Annotated in this window: 23 protein-coding genes, 1 pseudogene and 1 riboswitch; of the genes and pseudogenes, 7 read left to right on the plus strand and 17 right to left on the minus strand. The window is 71.4% G+C overall.

The genetic code is table 11. The features are described 5' to 3' along the window. Positions 1–18: 18 nt before the first annotated feature. From tdh to ACZ44S_RS28640, 7 genes are all read right to left on the minus strand, one after another. Positions 19–1,047 carry an L-threonine 3-dehydrogenase gene (gene tdh / locus ACZ44S_RS28610; protein WP_190167370.1) on the minus strand — a complete coding sequence of 343 codons (1,029 nt, stop codon included), beginning with the start codon at positions 1,045–1,047 and terminating at the stop codon, positions 19–21. Positions 1,048–1,228: 181 nt separating this feature from the next. After that, positions 1,229–1,804, minus strand: coding sequence for a GAF domain-containing protein (locus tag ACZ44S_RS28615; RefSeq protein WP_466933918.1), 576 nt, complete (start codon positions 1,802–1,804; stop codon positions 1,229–1,231). A gap of 70 nt (positions 1,805–1,874) precedes the next feature. After that, entirely contained in the window at positions 1,875–2,504 is a 630-nt protein-coding gene (locus ACZ44S_RS28620) for a GTP-binding protein (RefSeq protein WP_466933920.1), read from the minus strand. Beyond that, entirely contained in the window at positions 2,482–2,853 is a 372-nt protein-coding gene (locus ACZ44S_RS28625) for a DUF742 domain-containing protein (RefSeq protein WP_466933982.1), read from the minus strand. The genes ACZ44S_RS28620 and ACZ44S_RS28625 overlap by 23 nt, the downstream gene beginning before the upstream one ends. Before the next feature lie 2 nt (positions 2,854–2,855). Beyond that, on the minus strand, positions 2,856–3,290 hold the full coding sequence (locus ACZ44S_RS28630; RefSeq protein WP_466933922.1) for a roadblock/LC7 domain-containing protein: 435 nt from the start codon (positions 3,288–3,290) through the stop codon (positions 2,856–2,858). 68 nt (positions 3,291–3,358) lie between these two features. Then, entirely contained in the window at positions 3,359–5,230 is a 1,872-nt protein-coding gene (locus ACZ44S_RS28635) for a sensor histidine kinase (RefSeq protein WP_466933923.1), read from the minus strand. Between the two features lie 551 nt (positions 5,231–5,781). Beyond that, on the minus strand, positions 5,782–6,606 hold the full coding sequence (locus ACZ44S_RS28640; protein ID WP_466933925.1) for a DeoR/GlpR family DNA-binding transcription regulator: 825 nt from the start codon (positions 6,604–6,606) through the stop codon (positions 5,782–5,784). Positions 6,607–6,928: 322 nt separating this feature from the next. On the opposite strand from ACZ44S_RS28640, the gene ACZ44S_RS28645 reads away from it, so the two are divergent. From ACZ44S_RS28645 to melA, 6 genes are all read left to right on the plus strand, one after another. Then, positions 6,929–7,798, plus strand: a complete 870-nt coding sequence (locus ACZ44S_RS28645; protein ID WP_466933927.1) for an endo alpha-1,4 polygalactosaminidase — start codon at positions 6,929–6,931, stop codon at positions 7,796–7,798. Positions 7,799–7,871: 73 nt separating this feature from the next. Beyond that, a complete protein-coding gene (locus ACZ44S_RS28650; RefSeq protein WP_466933929.1) occupies positions 7,872–9,191 on the plus strand; it encodes an ABC transporter substrate-binding protein in 1,320 nt (439 codons plus the stop codon). A gap of 10 nt (positions 9,192–9,201) precedes the next feature. After that, the gene (locus tag ACZ44S_RS28655; protein ID WP_466933931.1) at positions 9,202–10,155 is read left to right on the plus strand and encodes a carbohydrate ABC transporter permease; all 954 of its coding nucleotides are present in this window, start codon (positions 9,202–9,204) and stop codon (positions 10,153–10,155) included. Continuing rightward, entirely contained in the window at positions 10,152–11,063 is a 912-nt protein-coding gene (locus ACZ44S_RS28660) for a carbohydrate ABC transporter permease (RefSeq protein ID WP_466933932.1), read from the plus strand. The genes ACZ44S_RS28655 and ACZ44S_RS28660 overlap by 4 nt, the downstream gene beginning before the upstream one ends. Positions 11,064–11,106: 43 nt before the next feature. Then, entirely contained in the window at positions 11,107–12,069 is a 963-nt protein-coding gene (locus ACZ44S_RS28665) for a carbohydrate kinase family protein (RefSeq protein WP_466933934.1), read from the plus strand. Then, on the plus strand, positions 12,066–13,376 hold the full coding sequence (gene melA, locus ACZ44S_RS28670; RefSeq protein ID WP_466933936.1) for an alpha-galactosidase: 1,311 nt from the start codon (positions 12,066–12,068) through the stop codon (positions 13,374–13,376). The genes ACZ44S_RS28665 and melA overlap by 4 nt, the downstream gene beginning before the upstream one ends. 30 nt (positions 13,377–13,406) lie before the next feature. Here the strand turns inward: melA and ACZ44S_RS28675 are convergent, their stop codons facing one another. From ACZ44S_RS28675 to ACZ44S_RS28700, 6 genes and pseudogenes are all read right to left on the minus strand, one after another. Next, entirely contained in the window at positions 13,407–14,600 is a 1,194-nt protein-coding gene (locus ACZ44S_RS28675) for an MBL fold metallo-hydrolase (protein ID WP_466933938.1), read from the minus strand. 33 nt (positions 14,601–14,633) lie between these two features. Next, the gene (locus tag ACZ44S_RS28680) at positions 14,634–15,122 is read right to left on the minus strand and encodes a GNAT family N-acetyltransferase (protein WP_466933940.1); all 489 of its coding nucleotides are present in this window, start codon (positions 15,120–15,122) and stop codon (positions 14,634–14,636) included. 25 nt (positions 15,123–15,147) lie between these two features. Beyond that, on the minus strand, positions 15,148–15,933 hold the full coding sequence (locus ACZ44S_RS28685) for an SGNH/GDSL hydrolase family protein (RefSeq protein ID WP_466933984.1): 786 nt from the start codon (positions 15,931–15,933) through the stop codon (positions 15,148–15,150). Between the two features lie 206 nt (positions 15,934–16,139). Next, positions 16,140–17,072: a M23 family metallopeptidase gene (locus ACZ44S_RS28690; RefSeq protein WP_466933942.1), complete on the minus strand. Its 933-nt coding sequence runs from the start codon at positions 17,070–17,072 to the stop codon at positions 16,140–16,142. A 2-nt stretch (positions 17,073–17,074) separates the two neighbouring features. Continuing rightward, positions 17,075–17,240: riboswitch (cyclic di-AMP (ydaO/yuaA leader) on the minus strand. Between the two features lie 314 nt (positions 17,241–17,554). Then, positions 17,555–18,171 (minus strand): annotated as a pseudogene (locus ACZ44S_RS28695) (GH36 C-terminal domain-containing protein); the annotation flags it as partial. 2 nt (positions 18,172–18,173) lie between these two features. Beyond that, positions 18,174–18,419, minus strand: a complete 246-nt coding sequence (locus ACZ44S_RS28700) for a hypothetical protein (RefSeq protein WP_466933944.1) — start codon at positions 18,417–18,419, stop codon at positions 18,174–18,176. Between the two features lie 170 nt (positions 18,420–18,589). On the opposite strand from ACZ44S_RS28700, the gene ACZ44S_RS28705 reads away from it, so the two are divergent. After that, positions 18,590–19,387, plus strand: a complete 798-nt coding sequence (locus tag ACZ44S_RS28705; protein WP_466933946.1) for a tyrosine-protein phosphatase — start codon at positions 18,590–18,592, stop codon at positions 19,385–19,387. A gap of 24 nt (positions 19,388–19,411) precedes the next feature. On the opposite strand, the gene ACZ44S_RS28710 is transcribed toward ACZ44S_RS28705, so the two are convergent. The 4 genes from ACZ44S_RS28710 to dxs all read right to left on the minus strand — a co-directional run bounded on the left by ACZ44S_RS28710 (position 19,412) and on the right by dxs (position 23,559). Continuing rightward, positions 19,412–19,540, minus strand: a complete 129-nt coding sequence (locus ACZ44S_RS28710) for a DUF6126 family protein (protein WP_073935004.1) — start codon at positions 19,538–19,540, stop codon at positions 19,412–19,414. Beyond that, complete coding sequence (locus ACZ44S_RS28715) at positions 19,537–20,160, minus strand: helix-turn-helix domain-containing protein (protein WP_466933948.1); 624 nt, start codon at positions 20,158–20,160, stop codon at positions 19,537–19,539. Before ACZ44S_RS28715 ends, ACZ44S_RS28710 begins: the two co-directional genes overlap by 4 nt. A 73-nt stretch (positions 20,161–20,233) precedes the next feature. Then, a complete protein-coding gene (locus ACZ44S_RS28720; RefSeq protein ID WP_466933950.1) occupies positions 20,234–21,649 on the minus strand; it encodes an aspartate aminotransferase family protein in 1,416 nt (471 codons plus the stop codon). Further along, entirely contained in the window at positions 21,646–23,559 is a 1,914-nt protein-coding gene (dxs, locus tag ACZ44S_RS28725; RefSeq protein WP_466933952.1) for a 1-deoxy-D-xylulose-5-phosphate synthase, read from the minus strand. The genes ACZ44S_RS28720 and dxs overlap by 4 nt, the downstream gene beginning before the upstream one ends. Positions 23,560–23,581 lie beyond the last annotated feature (22 nt).

Here is a 23,581-nt window from a genome sequence, read left to right on the forward strand (position 1 = left end):
CCTTGGGAGGCGGATGACTTATGCGGTCCAGTCGAGGATGACCTTGCCGCCCTTGCCGCCGGCCGCGTCCTCGAACGCCGCCTCGAAGTCGCGGTAGGAGTAGCGGCCGGTGATCACGGGGGCGAGGTCGAGGCCGCCCTCCAGCAGGACCGACATGGCGTACCAGGTCTCGAACATCTCACGGCCGTAGATGCCCTTGATGGTGATCATCGAGGTGACGACGCGGGCCCAGTCGACCGGGAACTCCTCGGCGGGCAGGCCGAGCATCGCGATCCGGCCGCCGTGCGTCATGTTGTCGATCATGTCGCGCATGGCCTCGGGCCGGCCGGACATCTCCAGGCCGATGTCGAAGCCCTCGCGCAGTCCGAGGGCGTGCTGCCCGTCGGCGATGGTGGACTCGGCGACGTTCAGCGCCAGGGTCGCGCCGATCTTGCGGGCGAGCTCCAGACGCTCCTCGCTGACGTCGGTGATGACGACGTTGCGCGCACCGGCGTGCCGGGCCACGGCGGCGGCCATCAGACCGATCGGACCCGCGCCCGTGATCAGGACGTCCTCGCCGACCAGCGGGAAGGAGAGCGCGGTGTGCACGGCGTTGCCGAACGGGTCGAAGATCGCTGCGACGTCCAGGTCGACGGGGACCCGGTGCACCCAGACGTTGGTGGCGGGCAGCACGACGTACTCGGCGAAGGCGCCGTCGCGTCCGACACCGAGGCCGACCGTGGCCCGGCACAGGTGCCGGCGTCCGGCGAGGCAGTTGCGGCACTTGCCGCACACGAGGTGCCCCTCGCCGCTGACCCGGTCACCGGCCTTGATGTCGCCGACGTCCCGCCCGGTCTCCACGACCTCGCCGACGAACTCGTGCCCGAGGACCAGTGGCGTACTGATCGTCTGCTGGGCCCAGCCGTCCCAGGACCGGATGTGCAGATCGGTACCGCAGATACCGGTGCGCAGCACCTTGATCAGCACGTCGCCGGGTCCGACGGCGGGCTCCGGGACGTCCACGAGCCACAGCCCGGGCTCCGCCTTCTCCTTGACCAGCGCCTTCAACGCTACGGCTCCTGAGGGTGAGTCCCGGCCGCCGGGCACGCCGAAGCGGCCCCGGTCCGGGAGGAGGAGTGGAATCGCACAGCAATCTGCCGTACAACACCCTCACGGGTCCATCGAGGTTTTCTTAAGCGCGGCCACAGCTTTGCTTCACACGGTCACCCCATCGGCGGCGCCGGGGACCTCACAGCGGCAGCCCCTCGTCCGCCGGCCGCTCCAGCCGCGCGGCGAGATCCGCGGCCTGGGCCTTGATGGCGGCGAGCCCCGGCCGGCCCCAGGCCCGCGGCCGGATGTCGGTGACCGAGACGGTGCCGAGCACCATGCCGGTGCTGTCGATCAGCGGCGCGCCCAGATAGGAGCGGATGCCGAACTCGTCCACCACCGGATTGCCCGCGAACCTCGGGTAGTCGCTCACGTCCTCCAGGACCAGCGCCTTGCGCCGGGCCACCACATGGGGGCAGAAGCCGTGGTCGCGGGGCAGCACCCGGCCCAGCAGGGCACCCGTGCCGTCGCCGCGCACGAACGGCGCGACGGCCGGTGTGTGCAGACCCGCGAAGAACTGCCCGTCCTCGCCGAGGAAGTTGACCATGGCGTAGGGCGCCCCCGTGAGCTCCGCGAGACCGTGGGCGAAGGCGTCGAGCGCGGGCTCGGGGTGGTGTCCCAGTCCCAGGCCGCGGAGCCTGCCGGTGCGGGCCGGGGCCTCCTTGTCCTCGGGGGTGAGCAGCAGACGACCTGCCGGGCGGGGCGGGTCGTAGCTCATGGGCGGGCTCCCAGGGTGTGGGCGAAGGTCATGTACGGGCTCCGAGGGTGTGCGGGGATCACATCGGGAATCACATGTGGGCGCCATACCCCGTGGCGGCGGCCGGGGCGTGGACGATGAGGTGCCGGACGAGGGTCAGCAGGGTCTGGACGCCGGAGCTGGAGATCCGGGCGTCGCAGCGGACGACCGGGACCTCGGCGGGGAGGTCGAGGGCGGCCCGCACTTCCCCGGGGTCGTAGCGGAACGCGCCGTCGAACTCGTTGACGGCGACGATGAATCCGAGGCCGCGCTGCTCGAAGAAGTCGACCGCCGCGAAGCACTCCTCCAGGCGCCGGGTGTCGGCGAGGATGACCGCCCCGAGCGCGCCCTCGCAGAGCTCGTCCCACATGAACCAGAAGCGTTCCTGGCCGGGCGTGCCGAACAGGTACAGCACGTGCTCGGCGTCGAGGGTGATGCGGCCGAAGTCCATGGCCACGGTCGTCTCGACCTTGTTCTCGATGCCGTCGAGGTTGTCGGTGCCGGCGCTGACCGTGGTGAGGAGCTCCTCCGTGCTGAGCGGCGCGATCTCGCTGACCGCGCCGACGAAGGTCGTCTTGCCCACGCCGAACCCGCCCGCCACCAGGATCTTGAGTGCGGTCGGGAACAGGTCGTCGCCGTGGGCCGTGCCGGCGCCCCGGTCAGAGCTGTCGTCGTAGTCCATCGAGCACTGCCTCCAGTAGGGCCCGGTCCGTCGGGTTGTGGTGGAACGCGGGGGGTTTGTCGGTCAGCGCCCCGCATTCGACGAGGTCCGCCAGCAGCACTTTGGTGACGGCCACCGGCAGCCTGAGATGTGCGGCGACCTCGGCGACCGGGACCGGGGCGCGGCACAGGTCGAGGGCCTGCGCGTGCTCGGGGCCGAGATAGCCGAGGGGGGTGGCTCCGGTGGCTCGCACCTGCGACAGCAGGTCGAGTGCGACGGTGGGGCGGGTCCGGCCGTTGCTGACCGTGAAGGGGCGCACCAGCCGGCCGGCCGCGTCGTCGAGCCACGGCCCGTCACCGGCCGCCGTCACGCTCAAGGCCTCATCGCCGGGGGTTCGACGCCCGGCTGCCGCGGGGCCGTCATCAGATACGGGCGGACGGACTTGACCAGCATGGCCATCTCGTAGCCGAGCACGGCGGCGTCGGCCTCCCGGCCGGCCATCACGGCCAGACAGGTGCCGGAGCCGGCGGTGGTGACGAACAGCAGCGTCGAGTCGAGCTCGACGACGACCTGACGGACGTCGCCGCCGTCGCCGAAGCGGATGCCGGCGCTGCGGCCGAGGGAGTACAGGCCTGAGGCCAGGGCGGCCATGTGGTCGGCGCTGTCCGGGTCGAGGCCGTGCACGGACTTCACCAGCCCGTCGCAGGACAGCAGTACGGCGCTGCTCGTGTGCGGTACGCGTTGCACGAGGCCGCTCATCAGCCAGTCGAGGTCGGATACCTGGGCGGTCGGCGCATCGCTCGCCATGGTGGATCGACTCCTTGGGGTACGAAGGTCTGCGGGAGCGCTGGGGGTGGGGGTGGGCAGGCGGGTGGTCATCCGGCGGGCGCGCTCCCGTCCTGCCGGGCCGTGTGGTCGGTGCGGGACAGGGCCGTCGTCGGCCGCGGGGTGGCGGACGGCTCCTGCTGGGACTCCGCGAGGCTGACGCCCCGTTGGAAGGCCGCCATCAGATGGGGGTCGTGGCCGGCGACGTACTCGGTGTCCTGGCGCGGTTCCGGTCTGTCGCGCAGTTGGGGTGCGATGTGCTCCTGGGCGCGCCGACGGGGCAGTTGGGGCCGGCTCATGGTGCCGCGCACCGTGGTGCTGCGCGGGGTGAGGGGCGTGGTCCCGTCGTCTTCGGGGGCGGCCTGGCCGCCGTGGCGCACGCCGGGTACGGCGTCGGCGGGGGTGGGGCGCACCTCGCGGGCACCGCGCAGGGGCAGGGGCGGGGGGCCCGCTCCCTGGTCGGGGGCCGGGGCCGGGGGGCGGGGTCGGGTGACGACCGGGGTCAGGGGCGCCGCGGGTGCGGGGGCGGGTGTGCCGCCGTGCGCGGTGCCCGGCCCCTTCACGGGCACGGGGACGGGGACGGCGGGCATGTGACGGCCCGTCGGGACGGGGCCGCTGCCGCTGTCGGGCGGCTGCTGTCCCGCCTCCGTGGTCCGCCCGCCGCCCGCGGCGCCCTGCTCCGTACCGAGCAGTGCCTGCGGCACCACGAGCACGGCCTGGACCCCGCCGTAGATGTTGGTCTGGAGCCGGACCTGGATGCCGTGCCGCTTGGCGAGCTGGGAGACCACGAACAGGCCGATGCGGCCGTCGGCCAGCAGGCTGGCGACATGTACCTGGTCGGGGTCGGTGAGCAGCGCGTTCATCCGGTCCTGCTCACCCACCGGCATCCCGAGTCCGCGGTCCTCGACCTCGACCGCGAGTCCGGACGTCACGAGGTTGGCCCGCAGCAGTACCTGGGTGTGCGGGGCGGAGAACACCGTGGCGTTCTCCACGAGTTCGGCCAGCAGGTGGATGACGTCGGCGACTGCGTGCCCGCGCAGCGTGCCGTCGATCGGGGGCACGAGCTTGACCCGCGAGTACTGCTCGACCTCGGCGATCGCCGAGCGCAGCACCTCGGTCATGGAAACGGGGTTGCTCCACTGGCGCCGGGAGACCGCTCCGCCGAGCACGGCGAGGTTCTCGGCGTGGCGGCGGATGCGGGTGGCGAGGTGGTCGACGTGGAAGAGCCCCTTGAGCAGATCGGGGTCCTCCATCTCGTTCTCCAGCTCGTCGAGGAGGGAGATCTCGCGGTGCACCAGGGACTGCAGACGCCGCGCGAGGTTGAGGAACACCTCGAGTTTCTGTTCGCTGCCCGTCTGGCTGGAGAGCTGCGAGGCCTGCACGACGGCGGTGACGGCGCCGTCGTGCGCCCGGGTGAGATCGGCGGCGAGGAGGTCGAACTCGTCGGCGTCGTCGGGAGCCTGTTCGGCGCGCCGTGTGCGTGGGGGCGGGGCCTCGCCGTGGCGCAGTGCCTCGACGAGGGCGTGCAGATCGACCTCGCGCCGGGCGGTGCTCCGGCGCAGGGCGCCGATGCGGTCGTACACTGACCGGGCGGCGCGGTCGGCGGCCACGGCGGCGATGACGATGCCGGCACAGGTCACCGACGTGGCACCGCCGAGCACGACCCACAGGGTGGGGCCCGGCCGCACTCCGGTGGAGCGGACGGTGAAGAGCACGGCCGCGCAGGCGCTGAGCGCCACCGCGACGGGCGGCAGCACGGCGAGGCGCAGCAGTTGGGGCCGTATGTGCGTCTCGGGGACGGTGGGAACGGTCCGCGCGGGCGGGCGTCCGTGCCGTCCGCCCTCGCGCCTCTCCGGGCGGCCCGCCGGATGGGTCCGGCGGGCCCGGGGGTCGCCGGAGTTCGTGTCGCCGCGGTCCGGCACACGGGCCACGATCGTGGTGCCGACGGGCGCCGGCGTGTGGATCGTGCCCTGAACTCCGGCCGGACCCGGGGCGCCGGCCGGGCCCGGGCGCCGGGGCCCCTCGCCCCGCCGACTCCCTCGTCCGCCTTGTGGCTGCACGTACCGGTCCCCGCTCCCTGATCCCGATCTCATCGACGCGGCCCCGCGGCGCTACGCGCCCTGCGGTGTGAGCCGTCGCGCCTTCCGACCGACACTCACCGTAGTCGCCACCGCATCATGTGCGGTGGGCAGTTGACAAACTCATGCGGACAGCATCGCGCTCTGGTATGAGGCGTCGTACGACAGACCGATAACCGTTCAGCACTGGGGATCAGGAGGGGACATCGGGCGGTCAACGCTGGTCACGAGCGGTCATCGACAGTCGGGGCGAGCGAAGACACCCTGTGCCGCTCACGGCACCGGCACCCCTCCCGGCCTTCGGAACCGGGCTTTTCAGGGGCTCGGGTCAGCCCTTGGGAGCACCCCGACCCTTCGGCCAGCACTTCACTCTCAGTGACGGACAAGCGGGGGCCCTACGCCCGGACCGTGCCCGTCGAGGTCACCAGGACTCCGCGGTCGCGCAACCGCACCAGTTCTTCGTGGTCGGGCGCGGCGTCCGTGATCAGACGCCGTACGGAGTCGACGGGGCAGATGCGGGCGAAGGTGGCCCGGCCGATCTTGGAACGGTCGGCGACGACCACGGCCTCGGAGGTGCCCGCGAGGAAGGCCCGGTCGGTGGCGGCCTCCAGCGGATCATGGGTGGTGCAGCCGCGCTCCACGCCGATGCCGTCCACCCCCAGGAAGGTGATGTCGGTGTGATAGTCGGCCAGCATCTTCTCCGCGCCCGGGCCGACCAGTTCCCAGGTCCTGCTGCGGGCCTGACCGCCCGTCACCACCACCCCGACCTGGGGGTGCGGCACCATCTCGGCGGCGATGTTCACAGCGTTGGTCACGATCGTGACGGGTCCTCGCCGAGCCAGCAGCCGGGCGATCTCCGTGGTCGTCGTCCCGCCCGTGAGCCCCACCACCGCCGACTCGGGCACGAGGTCCAGTGCCGCCCTCGCGATGTCCCGCTTCTCCGCGTGGAACCGCTCCTCCCGGCGCCTCAACGGCAGTTCGACGCCGGCATCACCCGCGACCGCACCGCCGTGGGTGCGCTGGAGCAGTCGCTGTTCGTCCAGGTACTGCAGATCCCGGCGGACCGTGGCATCGGACACTTCCAGCCAGGCGGCCAGCCCGGCGACGTCCGCGGCGCCGTGCTCGCTCACGTACTCGAGGATGCGCAGGTGCCGCTCCGTCCTCAGCGCGCGGCGGTTGCGGTCCGCGACGTCGCGATGCTCCGGGTGCGCTCCGGCCACAGGTCCTCCCCTTGTGCTGCGGCTGCCGAACAGGCCGTCGACGCGGCGTCGCAGGCGGATCGGACGGGACTCCTGCACGCCGCGCGGCAGGACCCGGCCGCTCGATCCGAACACTGTCGAGCAGAAATTGCGCAGATTCAAGCTATTGACGCTGACGGAACCTGGCCTGTTTACTCCGGGGCACGCCGAAGTCGGAGCACTTCCGCGTCAGAGGTACGCCCAGCCGGTATGCGGCCCTCCCTGCCGCAAGCCCGGACCGAGTCGCCAGGTCGCCCCAGGGGCACCGAGGCGGGGACGTGCCCCCGCAACACGGAGCTCGTCCATGAGTCTTCTGGCAGCAGCCCGTTCCCGAACCGCCCTGGCCGCGGTCGTCCTTGCCGCGGGCGCCGGGGCGCTCCTCGTCCCCGGGGCCGAGGCCGCCGAGTGGGCCCCGCCACCGGCCGGCGCCGGCTTCGACTACCAGATCGGAAAGCCCTACGACCCGCCCTCCGGGGTGACGGTGGTCAGCCGGGACTGGAAGAAGTCACCGGCAGCGGGGCTGTACAACATCTGTTACGTCAACGCCTTCCAGACCCAGCAGGTCGGGGAGGTGGACGGTCCCGACGACTGGGACCAGGACCTGTTGCTCAGGAACGACGACGGCGACGTGGTCATCGACGAGGACTGGAACGAGGCGATCCTCGACATCACCACCGACGCCAAGCGGCAAGCCGTCGCGACAAGGATCAACGAGCAGATCGACACCTGCGCCGACAAAGGGTTCGACGCCCTGGAGCTGGACAACTACGACACCTACGCCCGGGACGTCGTCGCGGGCAGGATCACGGCCGGCGATGCTCAGGCCTACATCCGTCTCCTGGCCGACCACGGTCACACCAAGGGCCTGGCCGTCGGTCAGAAGAACACCGTGGAACTGGCCCCGTACCACGACCGGAACGGCCTCGACTTCGCCGTCGCGGAGGAGTGCGGTGACCCGCGGTGGAACGAGTGCGCCGACTACGTCGAGGCGTTCGGCGACAACGTCATCATGATCGAGTATGCCGACGAGGGCATGGCCAACGCCTGCGCGTTCGGTGATCGCGTGAGCGTGGTGCAGCGTGACCGTCCGGTCCTGGCCCCGGGCGAGGTGGCCGAGGAAACGGACGACGACGGCAACGTCCAGGTCATCGAGTACGTCCGCAGAACCTGCTGACAGCCGTCCGTCGCTCCTCCCCTTCCCCCACCTCGTGCTCCCCTCCCCCCTCCCTGACGACCTGGAGGTTGACATGGCCCGACCTGACGACGGTCCGTCGCGCCGTGGCGTGCTCGGCAGCGCCGGTGCGACGGCGCTCGCCGCGGTGGCCGGTACGACGCTCTCCGCCTGCGGCGGCGGGAACGGCGAGTCCGCCGACGGCACCGTCCGCATCGAGATGTGGCACGGCCAGGCGGACACCGCACTCAAGACGCTGAAGGACCTGGTGGCGGACTTCCACCGGGCACATCCCAAGATTCGTGTGAACCTGGGCGGCGGTGTGATCGCCGACGCCATGCTGCAGAAGGTGACCGCCGGTCTCGCCTCCGGATCGGCCCCCGACATCGCCTACATCTTCGGGTCCGACCTGGCCAGCGTGGCCCGGTCGCCGAAGCTGGCCGACCTGACACGGACCACCGGGGCGGGCCCGGTGCCATGGAAGCAGTACTGGCCCGCCGCCCGCGACGCCGTCACGGTCGACGGCAAGGTACGCGCCCTGCCGGCGCTGGTGGACTCGCTGGCCGTGGTCTGCAACAAGAAGGTGTTCAAGGCGGCCGGCGTGGACCTGCCCGAACCCGGCTGGAGCTGGGACGAGTACATCGACACGGCCAGGCGGCTGACCGACCGGCGCAGGAACGTGTTCGGCACCGGATGGCCCGGCGCGGGCGACGAGGACACCGTGTGGCGCATCTGGCCCATGGTCTGGGACCTCGGCGGAGACGTAGTCACCGAGGACGGTCGGCGGATCGGGTTCGCCGGGGAGCCGGGGCGCCGCGCGCTGGAAGTGGTGCGGGCACTCGTGGAGAACAAGAGCTGCTACGTCGACCCCAAGCCGGGCGGGGAGCAGATGTACCAGGTGTTCGCGGGGGGACGCCTGGGCATGGTCACCACCGGCCCGTGGCAACTGCCCGACATCCAGCAGGCCGGCATCGACTACCACGTGGTCCCGCTGCCCGGCTTCCACGGGCAATCGGTGACCATATCGGGCCCCGACACCTGGGCGGTCTTCGACAACGGACCCGCGCGGACGAAGGCCGCGCGCACCTTCGTCGGCTGGCTCAACCAGCCCGGGCAGGACGTACGCTGGGCGATCGAGGCGGGGAGCCTGCCCCTGAGCCGCCCCACGGAAGACCTGCCGGAGTGGCGGGAACACACCCGCGAGGTACCCGGGCTGGCGGTCTTCACGGACGCCCTGGCCACGGCGCGGGTACGGCCGGTGATCCCGGCGTACCCGAAGATCTCCGAGGCGGCGGCCGAGGCCGTCACCTCGGTGCTGCTCGGCAGGAGCAGTCCGGAGAAGGCCCTGCGCGCGTGCGCCGACCGGGCCGACGCCGCACTCGCCGCCGAGATGTGAGGAGCGCGTCATGCCACGCCCCGCTCCGCTCACCGTCGCCCCGGACGCCCGCAGGGCCGCCGCTTCCCCTCGGCGGCGCACGCGCCGCGAATCGGCCACGGCATGGGCCTTCGTCTCGCCCTCGGTCGTGGTGATCGTGGGGCTGAGCGTCGTACCCGTGCTGTGGTCGCTGATGCTGTCGTTCCAGTCCTCCGACCTGCTCACCCCGAGCCGCTGGGTGGGGCTGGACAACTATCACCAGTTGTCGGACGACCCCCGGTTCGCGCAGGCCGTGCGCAACACCCTGCTGTACACCGCGCTGTACGTCCCGCTGAGCATCGTGCTCGGGCTGGTCCTCGCGCTGGCGCTCAACCGGCGTCTGCGGTTCACGGGGCTGTACCGGACGCTGTTCTTCGTGCCGTTCGTGATGTCCGCGACGTCGCAGGGCGTGCTGTTCTCCTTCATCTTCGACCCGGAGTTCGGAGCGGCCAACTCCTTGCTGCACCGGATCGGCATCGGTTCGCAGGGCTTCTTCGCCGACCCGTCGCAGGCGCTCCTCTCCCTGGTGGCGGTGTCCGTGTGGAGCGGTACCGGCTTCTGTGTCGTCATCTACCTGGCCGCACTGCAGGGGGTGCCGAAGGAACTCACGGAGGCGGCCCGTCTGGACGGGGCGGGCCACCGGCAGGTGCTCGGCCATGTCACGCTGCCCCACCTGGCACCGGTCAGCGTCTTCCTGGTGCTGTGGCAGACGATCAACGCCCTGCAGGTGTTCGACCTGGTGTACGTCACCACCAAGGGCGGTCCGCTCGGCGCGACCACGGTGATCGTGTACTTCATCTGGGAGCAGGCGTTCAAGAACTTCACCGCCGGCTACGGTGCGGCGGCCGCGTACGTCCTGGCCGTGGCCCTGCTGCTCGCCGCGGTCGGTCTGCGGCTGGCGCGGCGCGGCAGCGGTGTCCGGCCGGCGAGGGGAGCCGGAGCATGACGCTGCTGTCCGCGGGCCGACGCCGGGAGACCGGCCGTCCCGACCACGCGCACAAGCTCTCCGGGTCCGTCACGGCGCGCCGCCGCGGACGCTCGCGGCTGCCGTTCAGCCCCTGGCATCTGGTGCTCGCTCCGCTGGCTCTGCTGTTCGCGGTCCCTCTGGTGTGGCTGGTGCTCAGCTCCCTGATGAGCAACGCCGAGATCAACAGGTTCCCTCCGGCGCTGTGGCCGTCGGAGGTCGACACGGGCGGCTACCGCTTCGTGACCGGCAACGCCATGTTCCCGCGGTGGTTCGCCAACTCGCTGATCGTGTCCGGGGCCGCGGTCGTCTCCAACCTGGTGCTGGGCACCCTCGGGGGCTACGCCTTCGCCCGGATGCGGTTCGGCGGTTCGCGGCTGCTGATGGGGCTGATGCTGGCGACCATGGTGGTGCCGTTCCAGCTGACGATGATCCCCACCTTTCTGGTGATGAAGAACCTGGGGCTCATCGACACCCTCGGCGCCCTGATCGTCCCGTCGCTGGTCACCCCCTTCTCCGTGTTCCTGCTGCGCCAGTTCTTCCTTGGTCTGCCGCGCGAGCTGGAGGAGGCCGCCTGGATGGACGGCTGCAGCCGGATGGGGGTGCTGTTCCGGATCGTGCTGCCGCTGTCCCGGCCGGCTCTGGCCACCGTGGCCGTGCTGACCTTCCTCAGCACATGGAACGACCTGTCCTGGCCGCTGATCGCCATCCACCACGAACCGCAGTACACGCTGCAGCTGGGGCTGACCACCTTCCAGGGGCAGCACAACGTCCAGTGGTCGGCGGTGATGGCGGGCAACGTGATCACGGTCCTCCCCGTGCTGGTCGCCTTCCTCGCCGCGCAGAAGACGTTCATCCGGTCCATCACCTCCAGCGGGCTCAAGGGCTGACGCCTCCCCGCCCGTTCCGCTCCCTTACTCCCGAGGACGCTTCATGCCACGCAGTTTCGACCTGCTCGTCGTCGGCGACGCCAATCCGGATGTCGTCGTCGGCCCGCTCACCGAACCCCTCGCCTTCGGCCAGCGCGAACTCCTGGTCGACGGCGGCACGCTGGCCCTGGGCGGCTCGGCCGCCATCACCGCCTGCGGGGCCGCCCGGCTGGGCCTGGACGTGGCCTTCGCGGGCCGCGTGGGCGACGACCACGCCGGCCACTACGTCCGCGACCGGCTCGCCGCGCGCGGCGTGGACGTCGACGCGCTGCGGATCGACGACTCCCTGCCCACCCCGCTCACGGTGTGCGTCACCCGGGACGGCGACCGCGCCGTCCTCACCGCACCGGGCACGCTGTCCGCCGTGTCGGCGGCCGACGTGCCCGCGCGGCTGGCGGCCTCGGTCCGCCACGTCCACGCCGGCTCGTTCTTCCTGATGCCACGGCTGGCCGCCGGGCTCCCCGGGCTGTTCGCCGAGGCCAGGGCCGCCGGTGCGACCACCTCGCTCGACACCAATGACGACCCGTCGGGCCGCTGGGACCCGGCCGCGCTCACGGCCGTCCTCGCGCACACCGATGTGCTGCTGCCCAACGCCCAGGAGGCGTGCCGTCTGGCCGGCACGGCCGTCGGCCCGGCGCAGGTGGCGGACGCCGCACGCGCACTCGCCGGCCGGGGCCCGCTCGTCGTCGTGAAGAACGGGGCCCACGGCGCGTTCTGCGACGACGGAACGGTCGTGCACACCGCCCCCACGGTCCCGGTGCGGCCCAGCGACACCGTGGGCGCGGGCGACAGCTTCGACGCCGGTTTCCTCACGGCGCGGCTCGCCGGCCGCTCCGTCGCCGAGGCACTGGCCGTCGCCGCGGTCTGCGGTGCCCTGTCGACGCGCCGCCCCGGCGGTACCGACGCCCAGCCCACCTGGGACGAAGCCCTGTCCCACCTCGACCCGCAGAAAGCCGGCTCATCGTGAACGTTCCCAGGATTGTCCTCGTCGGCGCCGGCAGCGTCGTCTTCACCCAGGGGCTGCTCGCCGATCTGTTCGCCTTCCCGGAACTGCGCACCGCGCACATCGCCCTGCACGACATCGACGCGGAACGGCTGGCCACCGCCGAGGCCGCCGCGCACCACATCGCCGGCCGCCGGGGTGCCGCACCGACGATCACCGCTCACGCGGACCGCCGCGCAGCGCTGTCCGGAGCCGACTTCGTCGTCAACCTCGTACAGATCGGCATGGTCGAGGCCACCAGGATTGACTTCGAGGTGCCGGCCCGGTACGGCGTCGCCCAGACCATCGGCGACACCCTGGGCATCGGCGGCATCTTCCGCGCTCTGCGCACGTTCCCCTTCCTCAAGGCGCTGGGTGACGACATGACCGAGCTGTGTCCGGACGCCTGGCTGCTCAACTACACCAACCCGATGGCCATGAACGTCCAGTACCTCACCCGGGCCACCGGACTGCGCCACGTGGTGGGGCTGTGCCATTCGGTGCACTGGACCGTGCACGACCTGTGCGAGCTGGTGAAGGTCCCCTTCGAGGAGGTGACCTACCTCGCGGGCGGTGTCAACCACCAGGCGTGGATGCTGAGATTCGAGCACGACGGCGAGAACCTGTACGAGCGGCTGGACGCCCTGATCGACGACGATCCCCAACTACGGCGGAGGGTGCGGGTCGACATGTACCGGCGGCTGGGCTTCTACCCGACGGAGACCAGCGAGCACTCGGCCGAGTACGTGCCGTGGTATCTGCATCACCCCGCCGAGATCGAGCGGCTCCGGCTGCCCGTGGGGGCGTATCTGGGCATCGTGGCCGAGAACATGACGGCGTACGAGCGGACACGCGACGCGCTCGCCACGGGTACGGGGCTGCCCGTCGAGGGGACCATGGAGTACGCCCCGCAGATCATCCACAGCATCACCACGGGCACCCCGCGCACGGTGTACGGCAATGTGCCGAACCGAGGCCTGATCGAGAACCTGCCCGCCGGGGGCACCGTCGAGGTGCCGTGCCTCGTGGACGGGTCGGGGGTGCGACCCACCCGCATCGGCGCGCTGCCTCCTCAGCTGGCCTCCCTCAACCGTGCCTACCTCGGCATGAACGAACTGGTGGTACGGGCGGCGCTGGAGGACGAGCCGCGGCACATCCGGCATGCCGCCATGGTGGACCCGGCGACGTCGTCCGCGCTGCGGGTCGAGGAGATCTGGCGACTGTGCGACGACATGGTCCTGGCCCACGCCGACCGGCTCCAGCCGGCCCTGCGCGCCACGCTCGGGACCTGAGCCCGGCTCGGAGCGTGGTCGCGGTTCACCTCACCGGTCGCCGGCGAGGTCGAGGTCGCCGCTGCGCGTCCCGTCCGGGCCCGGAGCACTCCGGGAACGACGCCACAGACGCGGGACGGGCCGGGACACGGCCCGCCACCAGGGCTCCTCGGGCACCTGACCCGCGGGCTCGAACGGCTCGCCCGGACGCGGGAAGGCCACCGCCTGGCCGACCTCCCCGGCCGCGTCCTTCATCCACTCCCCCGGCTCCGCCCACGCGTGCGGCGCCAGGTTGAAGGTCGCCCAGTGGACGGGCAGCAGCACGCCGGCCGCCGCGCCGCCCTGGAGGTCCAGATGCGAGCGCACGCCCTCCTCGGGGGTCATGTGGATGTCCGGCCAGAAGTCCGAGTACGCGCCGACCTGGATCATCGTCGCGTCGAACGGCCCGTGGTCGGCGCCGATGTCCCGGAAGCCCTCGAAGTAGCCGGTGTCGCCGCTGTGGTAGATCCGGTGCTCCTCGCCGGCGACCACCCAGGAGGCCCAGAGGGTGTGCTGGGTGTTGCGCAGGCCCCGGCCGCAGAAGTGGCGGGCCGGGGTCGCGGTCAGGGTGAGACCGCCGATCCTCGTCGTCTCGTGCCAGTCCAGTTCGCGCAGCCGGCCCTCGGACACGCCCCAGCGCTCCAGGTGCGCGCCCACGCCGAGGGGCACGGCGAACAGGGTGTCCGTGCCGGCCAGTGCCTTGATCGTGGGCAGGTCCAGGTGGTCGTAGTGGTCGTGGGAGATCACGACGACGTCGACCGGGCCGAGCGCGGCCAGCGGCAGGGGCGCGGGGTGCAGCCGCTTGGGTCCGGCGAAGGGGAACGGCGAGCAGCGCTCGCCCCACACGGGGTCGAACAGGACCCGGTGCCCGTCGATCTCCGCGAGCACGCCGGAGTGGCCCATCCAGGTCAGGCGCAGCCCCGTGACGGGCGGGCGGGAGATGTCCGCGACGGTGGTGGGGTGCACCGGGATGTTGCCCGTGGGGGCGCGGCGGGACCGGCTGTCCTTGTCGAAGTAGATCTTCGCGAGGTCCCGCGTGGAGCCCGAGGGGCGGATCCGGGCGGTGCCGCCCGGGTTCTGGAACACGCCGTCCTTGAAGTGCGGGGATCTGCGGATGCGGGCCATGCGCTCACCACTGGGGTCCGCGCCGAAGGCTTCGGGCCGCAGGGCGCGGAGCCCGGAGCTCTGGATACGGTAACCGGCCACGGTTCCTCCCGGTGGAGTCGGTCAGGCTTTCCATTATGTGCGGACGGTGCGGCACTGCGGCGCGGGGTGCGCCTGCGGCCGCGGTGACGGCCGGCGCACCATGAACACGTCCACCGCGTCCTGCGTCTCCGTGGTGAATCCGTGCCGCTCGTACAGTCGCCGGGCCGGGCTGCCCCGCAGCACGTTCAGCCGGACGGGGTGACCGGCCCGGTCGCACCGCTCCAGCAGGTCGCCCAGCACGGCCGAACCGATGCCCCGGCCTTGAAGCGCCGGGGCCAGGTAGAAGTGCTCCAGCCAGTGGCAGTCCCCGGCGGGACGCAGTGCCACGCAGCCGGCGAACGCGCCCCCCGCCTCGATCACCCGGGTGTGGGCGGGGTCGAACCCGTCCCGCAGCCGCTGCCGCACCCGCCGCGCGTCGTACCGGCCCAGCCGTTCCAGGTCCGCGCGCAGCGCCACCGCGCGCAGCTCGGCCACCGCCTCGACGTCCGACGCGGCGGCCGGCCGCAGTTCCCAGTCCCCCATGATCGCCACGCTACCGCGCGGGCTCTCACGCCACCGAGGCGATCCGCACCTTGATGTCGTCCGGCGACAGCGTGCCCTTGGCGGTCACATGGTCGCCCGAGGACTCGCCGCGCAGACGGCGGCCGATCCACGGCACCAGGTACTCGCGGGCCCACTGGACGTCGTCGCGGCGGACCTCGAAGGTGCCGCGCGCCGGCAGGGGCGGCCAGGGCTGCTCGGGGTCGGCGGGGACCTCGAGGCCGAGCGCCAGCCCGGCGCGGAGCGCCACACGGGTGTGCCCCTCGGGCGACAGGTGCAGCCGGTCGGCGTCCCAGGCCCTGCGGTCCTGGACGCTCTTGAGGGACCACAGGTCGAGCACCGGGCAGCCGTAGCGGTCGGCGACGGCCCGCACGTGCCCGTTGTACGTGGCGATCTTGCCGCGCAGGTGCCTGAGCAGCGGGACGCCGCGGGTGTCGAACCCGGTCGTCACCAGGACCGTGCCGGACACGGCCGTGAGCGCGGCGACCGCCTGCTCGAAGCGCTCGGCGACCTCGTCCGGGTCGGTGCCCGGGCGGAGGATGTCGTTGCCGCCCGCGCAGAACGAGACCAGGTCGGGGGCGAGTTCGACCGCCCTCGGAAGCTGGTCCGCCATGATCTGGTCCAGCAGCTTTCCGCGCACCGCGAGATTGGTGTACTCGAAGTCTCCTTCGGGCCGGCGGTCGGCGAGAAGCACGGCGAACCGGTCGGCCCAGCCGACGAACGCCCCGTCGGGGCCAAGGTCGCCGACGCCCTCGGTGAAGCTGTCCCCCACCGCCACGTACGACCCGATCACTCTTCTGCTGTCACTCTTCGAATCGTCTGCCACAGCAGGTCATGATTCACCTTGGAATGTGACCTACGCGACCGTAGGCGAGGGTTGACGTGCGGTGAGATAAGCCACTCTCAAAATATTGACCAACTCCGGAATACACCGGAGGCCGGACCCGGGGATCGGGGTCCGGCCTTCGGTGCGCGTGTCAGGAAGGTCGCCGCAGGGTGTCAGATGGAGACGCCCTTGGAGCGGAGGTAGGAGATCGGGTCCACGTCCGAGCCGTAGTTCGGGGTGGTGCGGATCTCGAAGTGCAGGTGCGGACCGGTCGAGTTGCCGGTGGAGCCGGAGAGACCGACCTGCTGGCCGGCGCTCACGGTCTGGCCGGCCGAGACCGACAGCGAGGACAGGTGGGCGTACTGGGCGTAGTGGCCGTCGCTGAGCTGGATGACGACCTGGTTGCCGTACGCGCCGGCCCAGCCCGCGGAGACGACCGTGCCGGAGCCGACGGCCTTCAGGGAGGTGCCGGTCGGGACGCTGAAGTCGACACCGGTGTGGTAGCCGCTGGACCACATGCTGCCGGCCACCTTGTAGGCGGTGCCGACGCCGCCGCCGGGCACCGGGGAGCTGTAACCGGAGGCGGCCTGGTTCGCGGTCGTCTGCGTGGAGGCCTTCGGGGTGAACTGCTGCGCCGGCTTCTCGGCGGGCTTCTCGGCCTTCGGCGCGGCAGGCTTCGGCGCGGCGGGCTTCGGGGACGCCGGCGAAGTGGACTTCTTCGGCGTGCTCTTGGCGGCCTCGCCGTCGATGGAGAGCTTCAGACCGGGGTGGATGAGTGCCGGGTCGTCGCCGACGGCCTCGCGGTTGTCCGCGTAGAGCTGCTTCCAGCCGCCGTCGACGTTCTCCGTCTCGGCGATCTTGGCCAGGTAGTCGCCGGCCTTCACGGTGTACGTGGGGGACGCGTCGCTCTTTTCGGCGGTGGCCTTGTGGCCGCCGGCGGAAAGGGACTGGACGGCCTTTTCGGGAGCCGTCTGCGGCGTGGCGGCGTGCGCGCCGGTGGCGCCGAGAAGCGGCAGGGCGAGTGCGGCGCCACCGGTTCCGGCGACGGCGATGGAGCGGGCGAAACGCTGAGCCTTGGTACGGCGGTGCTTACCCTTCGCGGGCATGACGAATTCCTCTCCGGCGCCTACGAGGTGAGCTGTCGGGTTCGGACTGGAGATGTCCGGCCGCGATGTTTCACGCGACTTAACCCCAAGCCGTTCCGGAGACCGGAACAGGCAGTCTTACCTGTGGGTCCCCCGCTCCTGCCGTACACGGGTCAGTGTGTGCGGGCTCCGGGCGGCGGCAGGATTAGGCGTCCGTCCGGATCGGTGGCGAACGTAAGCGACCCGGACGCGACGGGACAAGCGGAGGTTCCCCGCGAAGGCGCCTTTTCCGTGATCCACAGGAGGAATTGACGTCACCGAGCGTCAACCGCGATGGGTATTGCGCCCCGAATTCCCTTGTCGTTCCGCTTGATTACGTGAGCATGGCGACAACACATCGTCACGGATATGACGATGCTCACGCACCCCACTCCCATCTCTCTTTCTTTCGGGGCACGTTATGGCGAAGTTACCTAATCGGACAGAACGCCTTATTTGTATGATCACAGGCGCCGCAGCCGGAGCACCGCGACTCCAGGTCGCCCCGCAGACCGGTGTGCGGTCCGTGATGCGCGAGCACGGCACCGCGGTGCACTTCGCCCGTTTCGCGGCATTTGCAGGAGGCGGTCGGATCGACTCCACTCAGCCGGAGCGGGGGAACGGGTTCCCCGAAGTGCTGCGACTGGAGGCAGGCGAGGACGACGGTCCCCTCGCCGAGGACGTACCGCACCGCGCTCAGCCCGCCCTCCGGCGGGCGCAGCCGGTACAGGTCCCCGCGCTGCACGACGGGCCGGATCTCCTTGTAGAGCGCGACCCGCTCCCGGGCCTCGGCGAGCTCCTCCTCGGTCCACCGCGCGAGGTCGCCGCCGATGCCGAGCACTCCGGCCATGGCGCTGACGAACCGAAAACACAGGGAGCTGATCCGCCCGCCCGGCATGACGTTCGGACTGTCGGTGACCCAGGCGGCCATCACCCGGGCCGGATGGAGCCGGCTGAAGCCGTGCCGGATGGCGAGCCGGTCCAGCGGGTCGGTGTGGTCCGAGGTCCACACCTGGCCGGTACGGGAGAGGATGGCCAGGTCGATCCGGCCGCCACCGCCCGAGCAGGACTCGAAGGCCAGGGTCACCCGGCGTTCGACCAAAACCGGGGGCCGCCCTCGACCGGGTACTCCTCGCGCCCGTCCAGCCGGGACTCGAACGGCCACTCGTCCGGCAGCGGACGCCGGGCGAGGGCCTCGGCGTCGGCGAGCTCGATCATCGGACCCCAGTACAGATGCACCAGTTCGTCCCGGTCCGTGACATGGATCGCGTACGCACTCGCCGGACCCGACAGCAGCCAGGTACGGCCGTCCGCCGAGACCTGCGTCACCGGACCTCCCCCAAGCCCGCGCAGAGCCGATCGGACACCAACATCATCCGGGGCGGCGGATCGGCCGGGCCATGCCTGTGGACAACTCATTGCCCCAGGCAGTCATGTCGTATCGTCGAGTGACGCCCGCCGACGAGCAGCGGCGGCGACGCCGAGTGGGAGGAGTCCCCGTGACGCAGCAGATCCCGTCGACCGAGCCCGAGCTGGCCGGAGTGCGCAACTTCCGCGATGTGGGCGGACTGCCGACCGTGGACGGTCGGCGGGTGCGGCACGGGGTGCTGTTCCGCAGCGGTCACCTGGCCCACGCGACCGCGGAAGACGCCGTCTTCCTGTCCTCGCTCGGGCTGCACACGATCTTCGACTTCCGCAACGCGGCCGACCAGAAGCTGGAGGGGCCGGACGTCGAGCTGCCGGGCGTGCGCAATGTGAACCTGCCGCTCAGCGACCCGGCCGACGGCGCCGAGTTCTGGAAGATGGTCCGCGACGGCGACCTGGACCAGCTGCGCTCGATCCTCGCGGACGGCAAGGGCTCGGACCGGATGATCACCTCCTATCGGATGATCATCAAGGAGCGCACCGCCGAGCACGCCCAGGTGCTGCGCTCGCTCGCCGAGGACAGTGTCCCCACGCTGATGCACTGCGCGGCGGGCAAGGACCGTGCGGGACTGTCGGTGGCGGTGACGCTGCTCGCGCTGGGCGTCGAGCGGGACGCGATCGTCGACGACTACCTGAAGTCCAACGCCAGGCACCGCCGTTACAAGGTGCACCGCAGCGGCAGCTCCGCCTCGGCGTACTCCCCCGAGGTCATGGAGCTGCTCAGCCCGCTGTTCGACGCGCGGGCGGAGTATCTGTCGGCCGCCTTCGAGACCGTCGAGGAGACCTGGGGCGGTGTGGACACCTATCTGGAGCAGGGGCTCGGCCTCACCCCCGGGGACCGGGAGCGGCTGCGCGAGCGCCTGCTCGACTGAGGCGGGCACCCGCCCCCGGCGCGTCTACTTCTTGGGGGCCATCTCGAACAGGAAGTAGATGAAGGCCGCGAAGAGGTGCCCCACCACCACGTAGACGAACAGCCGCACCCACAGGGCCCGCGGCAGCTTCTCCTCCATGTCTTTGCCGGTCATGTCGCCTCTCCGTGGATCGGGCCCAGGCACAGGGCGGCCGTGGGACTCTGCAGCAGGGTGTGGACGAACAGCAGCTCCACCCCGTCGGGGTCGGATGCGGCGATACGGTGCGGGGTCAGCGAGTCGAAGTGCGCGCTGTCGCCCGGGCCGAGCCGGTGCAGGACATCCCCGAGGCGCAGCCGCAGCCGGCCCTTGAGGACGTACAGCCACTCCTCGCCGGGGTGGACGCGCACGATGTCGCCCTGGGAGCCGTGCGGCACATGGACCCGCAGGGCCTGCATGCCACGACCGGGTGCCCCGGCCGGCCAGTATGTCCAGCCGCCCGCCGCCGTGGGCTCCATGTCGGCGGCACGGACCACGGCGTCGCGGTCGGTGGGCGCCTCACCGAGCAGCTCGGAGACCGTCGTACCGTAGATCCTGGCGAGGGACAGCAGCATCGGCAGCGAGGGCTGCCGCTGTCCGGTCTCCAGCCGGGACAGATGGGCCGGCGACAGACCGGCGTCGCGGGCGGCGGCCTCGAGGGTCAGGGAGGCCCGTCGCCGCAGGGAGCGCAGCTGGGGCGCGACCGCGGGAAGGGCACCGGCGGGCCCGGTCGGCGGCTCGGCGTCGGAGGAGCTCATGCCTCCATTGAGCCGGAGATTTGCCCCTGCGGCAATTTTCTTGCCTCAGAGGCAAGGCCGGGACGTTCTCCGGTCAGCGGGTGGCGGCCGCCTGCTTCACCAGGGTCCTGCCGAACTCCCACATCAGGCCGCCGTCGTGGGCGTCGTCCATGACCGCGCGGAAGGCGCGCACGAACCGGTCCACGTCCTCCTCGTCGACGACGAGCGGCGGGATCAGTTTGATCACCTCCATGTGATCGCCGGAGACCTGGGTGAGGATCCGGTGCCGTTGCAGCAGAGGTACGACCACCATCTGCGCGAAGAGCCCCTTGCGGGCCGCCTGGAGCATGGTCCAGCGGGAGCGCAGCTTCAGCGACCGGGGCCGGCCGAACTCGATGCCGATCATCAGGCCCCGGCCGCGGACGTCGGCGAGCAGCTCGTACCGGTCGGTCAGGGCGGCCAGCCGGGTCCGCAGCAGCTCGCCGGTGGTGCGGACGTTCGCGATGATCTGCTCGTCCTCCATCACGGACAGCACCGCGAGGCCCGCCGCCATGGCCTGGGCGTTGGCCCCGAAGCTGGCCGAGTGGACCAGCACCCGGTCCATCGACGAGAAGACCTTCTTGAAGATCCAGTCCTTGCCGATGGTGGCGCCCACCGGCACGTATCCCCCGGAGAGCGCCTTGGCCACGCACACCAGGTCCGGCTGCACGCCCTCCTCGTGCTGGTAGGCGTAGAAGTCGCCGGTCCGGCCGAGACCGGTCTGCACCTCGTCGGCGATCAGCAGCGCCTTGTGCCGGTGCAGCAGGTCCTGGGCGGCCCGCAGATAGCCGGGCGGTGCCTCGTGGACGCCCTTGCCCTGGATCGGTTCGACGATCAGCGCGGCGACGTCCTTCTTGCGCAGCTCGCGCTCCAGGGCGTCCAGGTCGCCGAGCGGTACGGCGGTGTCGGGCAGCAGCGGGGCGAACCCGTCGCGGAAGCCGGACTCGCCGTTGACGGAGAGGGAGCCCGCGGTCAGGCCGTGGAAGGCGTGCTCGCAGTACAGGACGCGCGGCCTGCCGGTGACGTACCTGGCGAACTTCAGGGCGCCCTCGACCGCCTCCGTGCCGCTGTTGCCGAAGAACACCCGGTCCAGGTGCGGGCTGTGCGCGAGCAGCTTCTCGGCCAGCAGTCCGGGCAGCGGCTGGCAGTCGAAGCGGGTGAGGTCGGCGAGTGAGGCGTCCAGGACGTCGTGCAGCGCCTTGCGGACCACGGGGTGATGGCGGCCCAGGCCCATCACCCCGAACCCGGCGAGCATGTCCAGGTAGTCGTTGCCTTCGTCGTCCCAGAAGTGGGCGCCCTCGGCACGCTCGTAGACCTTGTCGAAGCCGATGGTGTGCAGCATGCGCGGGAGCTGGTGGTTGAGGTACCTGGTGTGCAGCTCGTAGCGCTCGTCCCCGCGCTCGGCCAGCAGCGCGCCGAGGTCGAACTTCCCGGCCTGTGAGGACTCCGACGCGGACTCCGCGGTGGTCATGCCTGGTGCTCCTGTGCGTCCTGTGGCTGTTTCGCGAGTTCTTCCCCGACGGCGAGGCTCGCGCTGATCCGCCCGGCGATCTCGACGGGCGTGAGGCCGATGTCGGCGAGCACCTCACCGCGCTTGGCGTGCGCGAGGAACTGCTCCGGGATGCCGAACCGGCGTACGGGCACGTCGACCTCGGCGTCGCCCAGTGCCAGCGCCACCGCCGAACCCACCCCGGCGGCCCGGCTGTTGTCCTCGACGACGGCCACCATGCGGTGGCCCGCGGCCAGCGGCGGAAGGGCCGGGTCGACGGGTTTGACCCAGCGTGGGTCGACCACCGTGCACCCGATGCCGCGGGCTTCGAGCAGCTCGGCGGCCTGGAGACAGACCGGCGCCATCACGCCGACGGCCACCAGCAGCACCCCGGGCGCGTCCGCACGGTGCAGCACGTCCATGCCCCCGATCCGGTCCACCGCCGGGATCGCCGGGCCCACCGACTCCTTCGGGAAGCGGAGCAGGGTGGGCGCGTCGTCGACGCACACCGCCTCGCGCAGCTGGGCGCGCAGCTGGTCGGCGTCGCGGGGCGCGGCGATGCGCAGGCCGGGGACGACCTGGAGGACGGACAGGTCCCACATGCCGTTGTGCGAGGGCCCGTCGACGCCGGTGACTCCGGCCCGGTCCAGGACGAAGGTCACCCCGCAGCGGTGCAGCGCCACGTCCATCAGCAGCTGGTCGAAGGCGCGGTTGAGGAAGGTGGCGTAGACGGCGACGACCGGGTGCAGGCCGCCCGTCGCCAGGCCCGCCGCGGACACGGCGGCGTGCTGCTCGGCGATCCCGACGTCCCACACCCGGTCCGGGAACCGCTCGGCGAAGGCACCGAGGCCGACCGGGTGCAGCATGGCGGCGGTGAGCGCCACCACGTCCTCGCGCTCCTCCCCGATCCGGACGATCTCCTCGCCGAAGACGGAGGTCCAGGACGGTCCGCCGGACGGGGCGAGGGGGGCGCAGGTGAGCGGGTCCATCACCCCGACGGTGTGGAAGTGGTCCTCCTCGTGGGCGAGGGCGGGTTCGTAGCCGCGGCCCTTCTCGGTGAGGCAGTGGACCAGGACGGGCCCGTGGAAGCGTTTGGCGCGGCGCAGCGCGGACTCCACGGCCCCGATGTCGTGGCCGTCGATCGGGCCGACGTACTTCAGTCCCAGGTCCTCGAAGAGGCCCTGCGGCGCGAAGGCGTCCTTGAAGCCCTTCTTCGCGCCGTGCAGTGCCTCGTAGACGGTGGAGCCGACCACGGGGGTGCGCTGGAGCACCTCCTTGCCCCAGGCCAGCACCCGTTCGTAGCCGTCCGTGGTGCGCAGGGTCGCCAGATGGTTGGCGAGCCCGCCGATGGTCGGGGCGTAGGAGCGTTCGTTGTCGTTGACGACGACGATCAGCGGACGGTCCTTGGCGGCGGCGATGTTGTTCAGCGCTTCCCAGGCCATTCCGCCGGTGAGCGCGCCGTCGCCGATCACGGCCACGACATGGCCCTTCTCCCCCTGGACCTGGCGGGCCTTGGCCAGCCCGTCGGCCCAGCCGAGGGCCGTGGAGGCGTGGCTGTTCTCGATGACGTCGTGCTCGGACTCCTCGCGGGAGGGATAGCCGGACAGGCCGCCCTTGCCGCGCAGCTTGGAGAAGTCCTGACGTCCGGTCAGCAGCTTGTGGACGTAGCTCTGGTGGCCGGTGTCCCACAGGATGCGGTCCACGGGCGACTCGAAGACCCGGTGCAGGGCGACGGTGAGTTCCACCACCCCCAGGTTGGGTCCGAGATGACCGCCGGTCCTGGCCACCGCCTGCACCAGGAACTCCCTGATCTCGTGGGACAGTTCGCCGAGTTCCTCCTCGGACAGCGCCTTCAGGTCGTGCGGTTGCCGGATGCTCTCCAGGATCGTCACGCTCGGGCCCCCTTCGGATTCC

The organism is Streptomyces malachitofuscus, from assembly GCF_055571035.1.

Coding starts and splice junctions, on each gene's coding strand:
- ACZ44S_RS28615 (WP_466933918.1), bottom strand. CDS start 1,804: ATGAGCTACGACCCGCCCCGCCCGGCAGGTCGTCTGCTGCTCACCCCC.
- ACZ44S_RS28620 (WP_466933920.1), bottom strand. CDS start 2,504: ATGGACTACGACGACAGCTCTGACCGGGGCGCCGGCACGGCCCACGGC.
- ACZ44S_RS28630 (WP_466933922.1), bottom strand. CDS start 3,290: ATGGCGAGCGATGCGCCGACCGCCCAGGTATCCGACCTCGACTGGCTG.
- ACZ44S_RS28645 (WP_466933927.1), top strand. CDS start 6,929: ATGAGTCTTCTGGCAGCAGCCCGTTCCCGAACCGCCCTGGCCGCGGTC.
- ACZ44S_RS28650 (WP_466933929.1), top strand. CDS start 7,872: ATGGCCCGACCTGACGACGGTCCGTCGCGCCGTGGCGTGCTCGGCAGC.
- ACZ44S_RS28655 (WP_466933931.1), top strand. CDS start 9,202: ATGCCACGCCCCGCTCCGCTCACCGTCGCCCCGGACGCCCGCAGGGCC.
- ACZ44S_RS28660 (WP_466933932.1), top strand. CDS start 10,152: ATGACGCTGCTGTCCGCGGGCCGACGCCGGGAGACCGGCCGTCCCGAC.
- ACZ44S_RS28665 (WP_466933934.1), top strand. CDS start 11,107: ATGCCACGCAGTTTCGACCTGCTCGTCGTCGGCGACGCCAATCCGGAT.
- ACZ44S_RS28680 (WP_466933940.1), bottom strand. CDS start 15,122: ATGGGGGACTGGGAACTGCGGCCGGCCGCCGCGTCGGACGTCGAGGCG.
- ACZ44S_RS28690 (WP_466933942.1), bottom strand. CDS start 17,072: ATGCCCGCGAAGGGTAAGCACCGCCGTACCAAGGCTCAGCGTTTCGCC.
- ACZ44S_RS28710 (WP_073935004.1), bottom strand. CDS start 19,540: ATGACCGGCAAAGACATGGAGGAGAAGCTGCCGCGGGCCCTGTGGGTG.
- ACZ44S_RS28715 (WP_466933948.1), bottom strand. CDS start 20,160: ATGAGCTCCTCCGACGCCGAGCCGCCGACCGGGCCCGCCGGTGCCCTT.
- ACZ44S_RS28720 (WP_466933950.1), bottom strand. CDS start 21,649: ATGACCACCGCGGAGTCCGCGTCGGAGTCCTCACAGGCCGGGAAGTTC.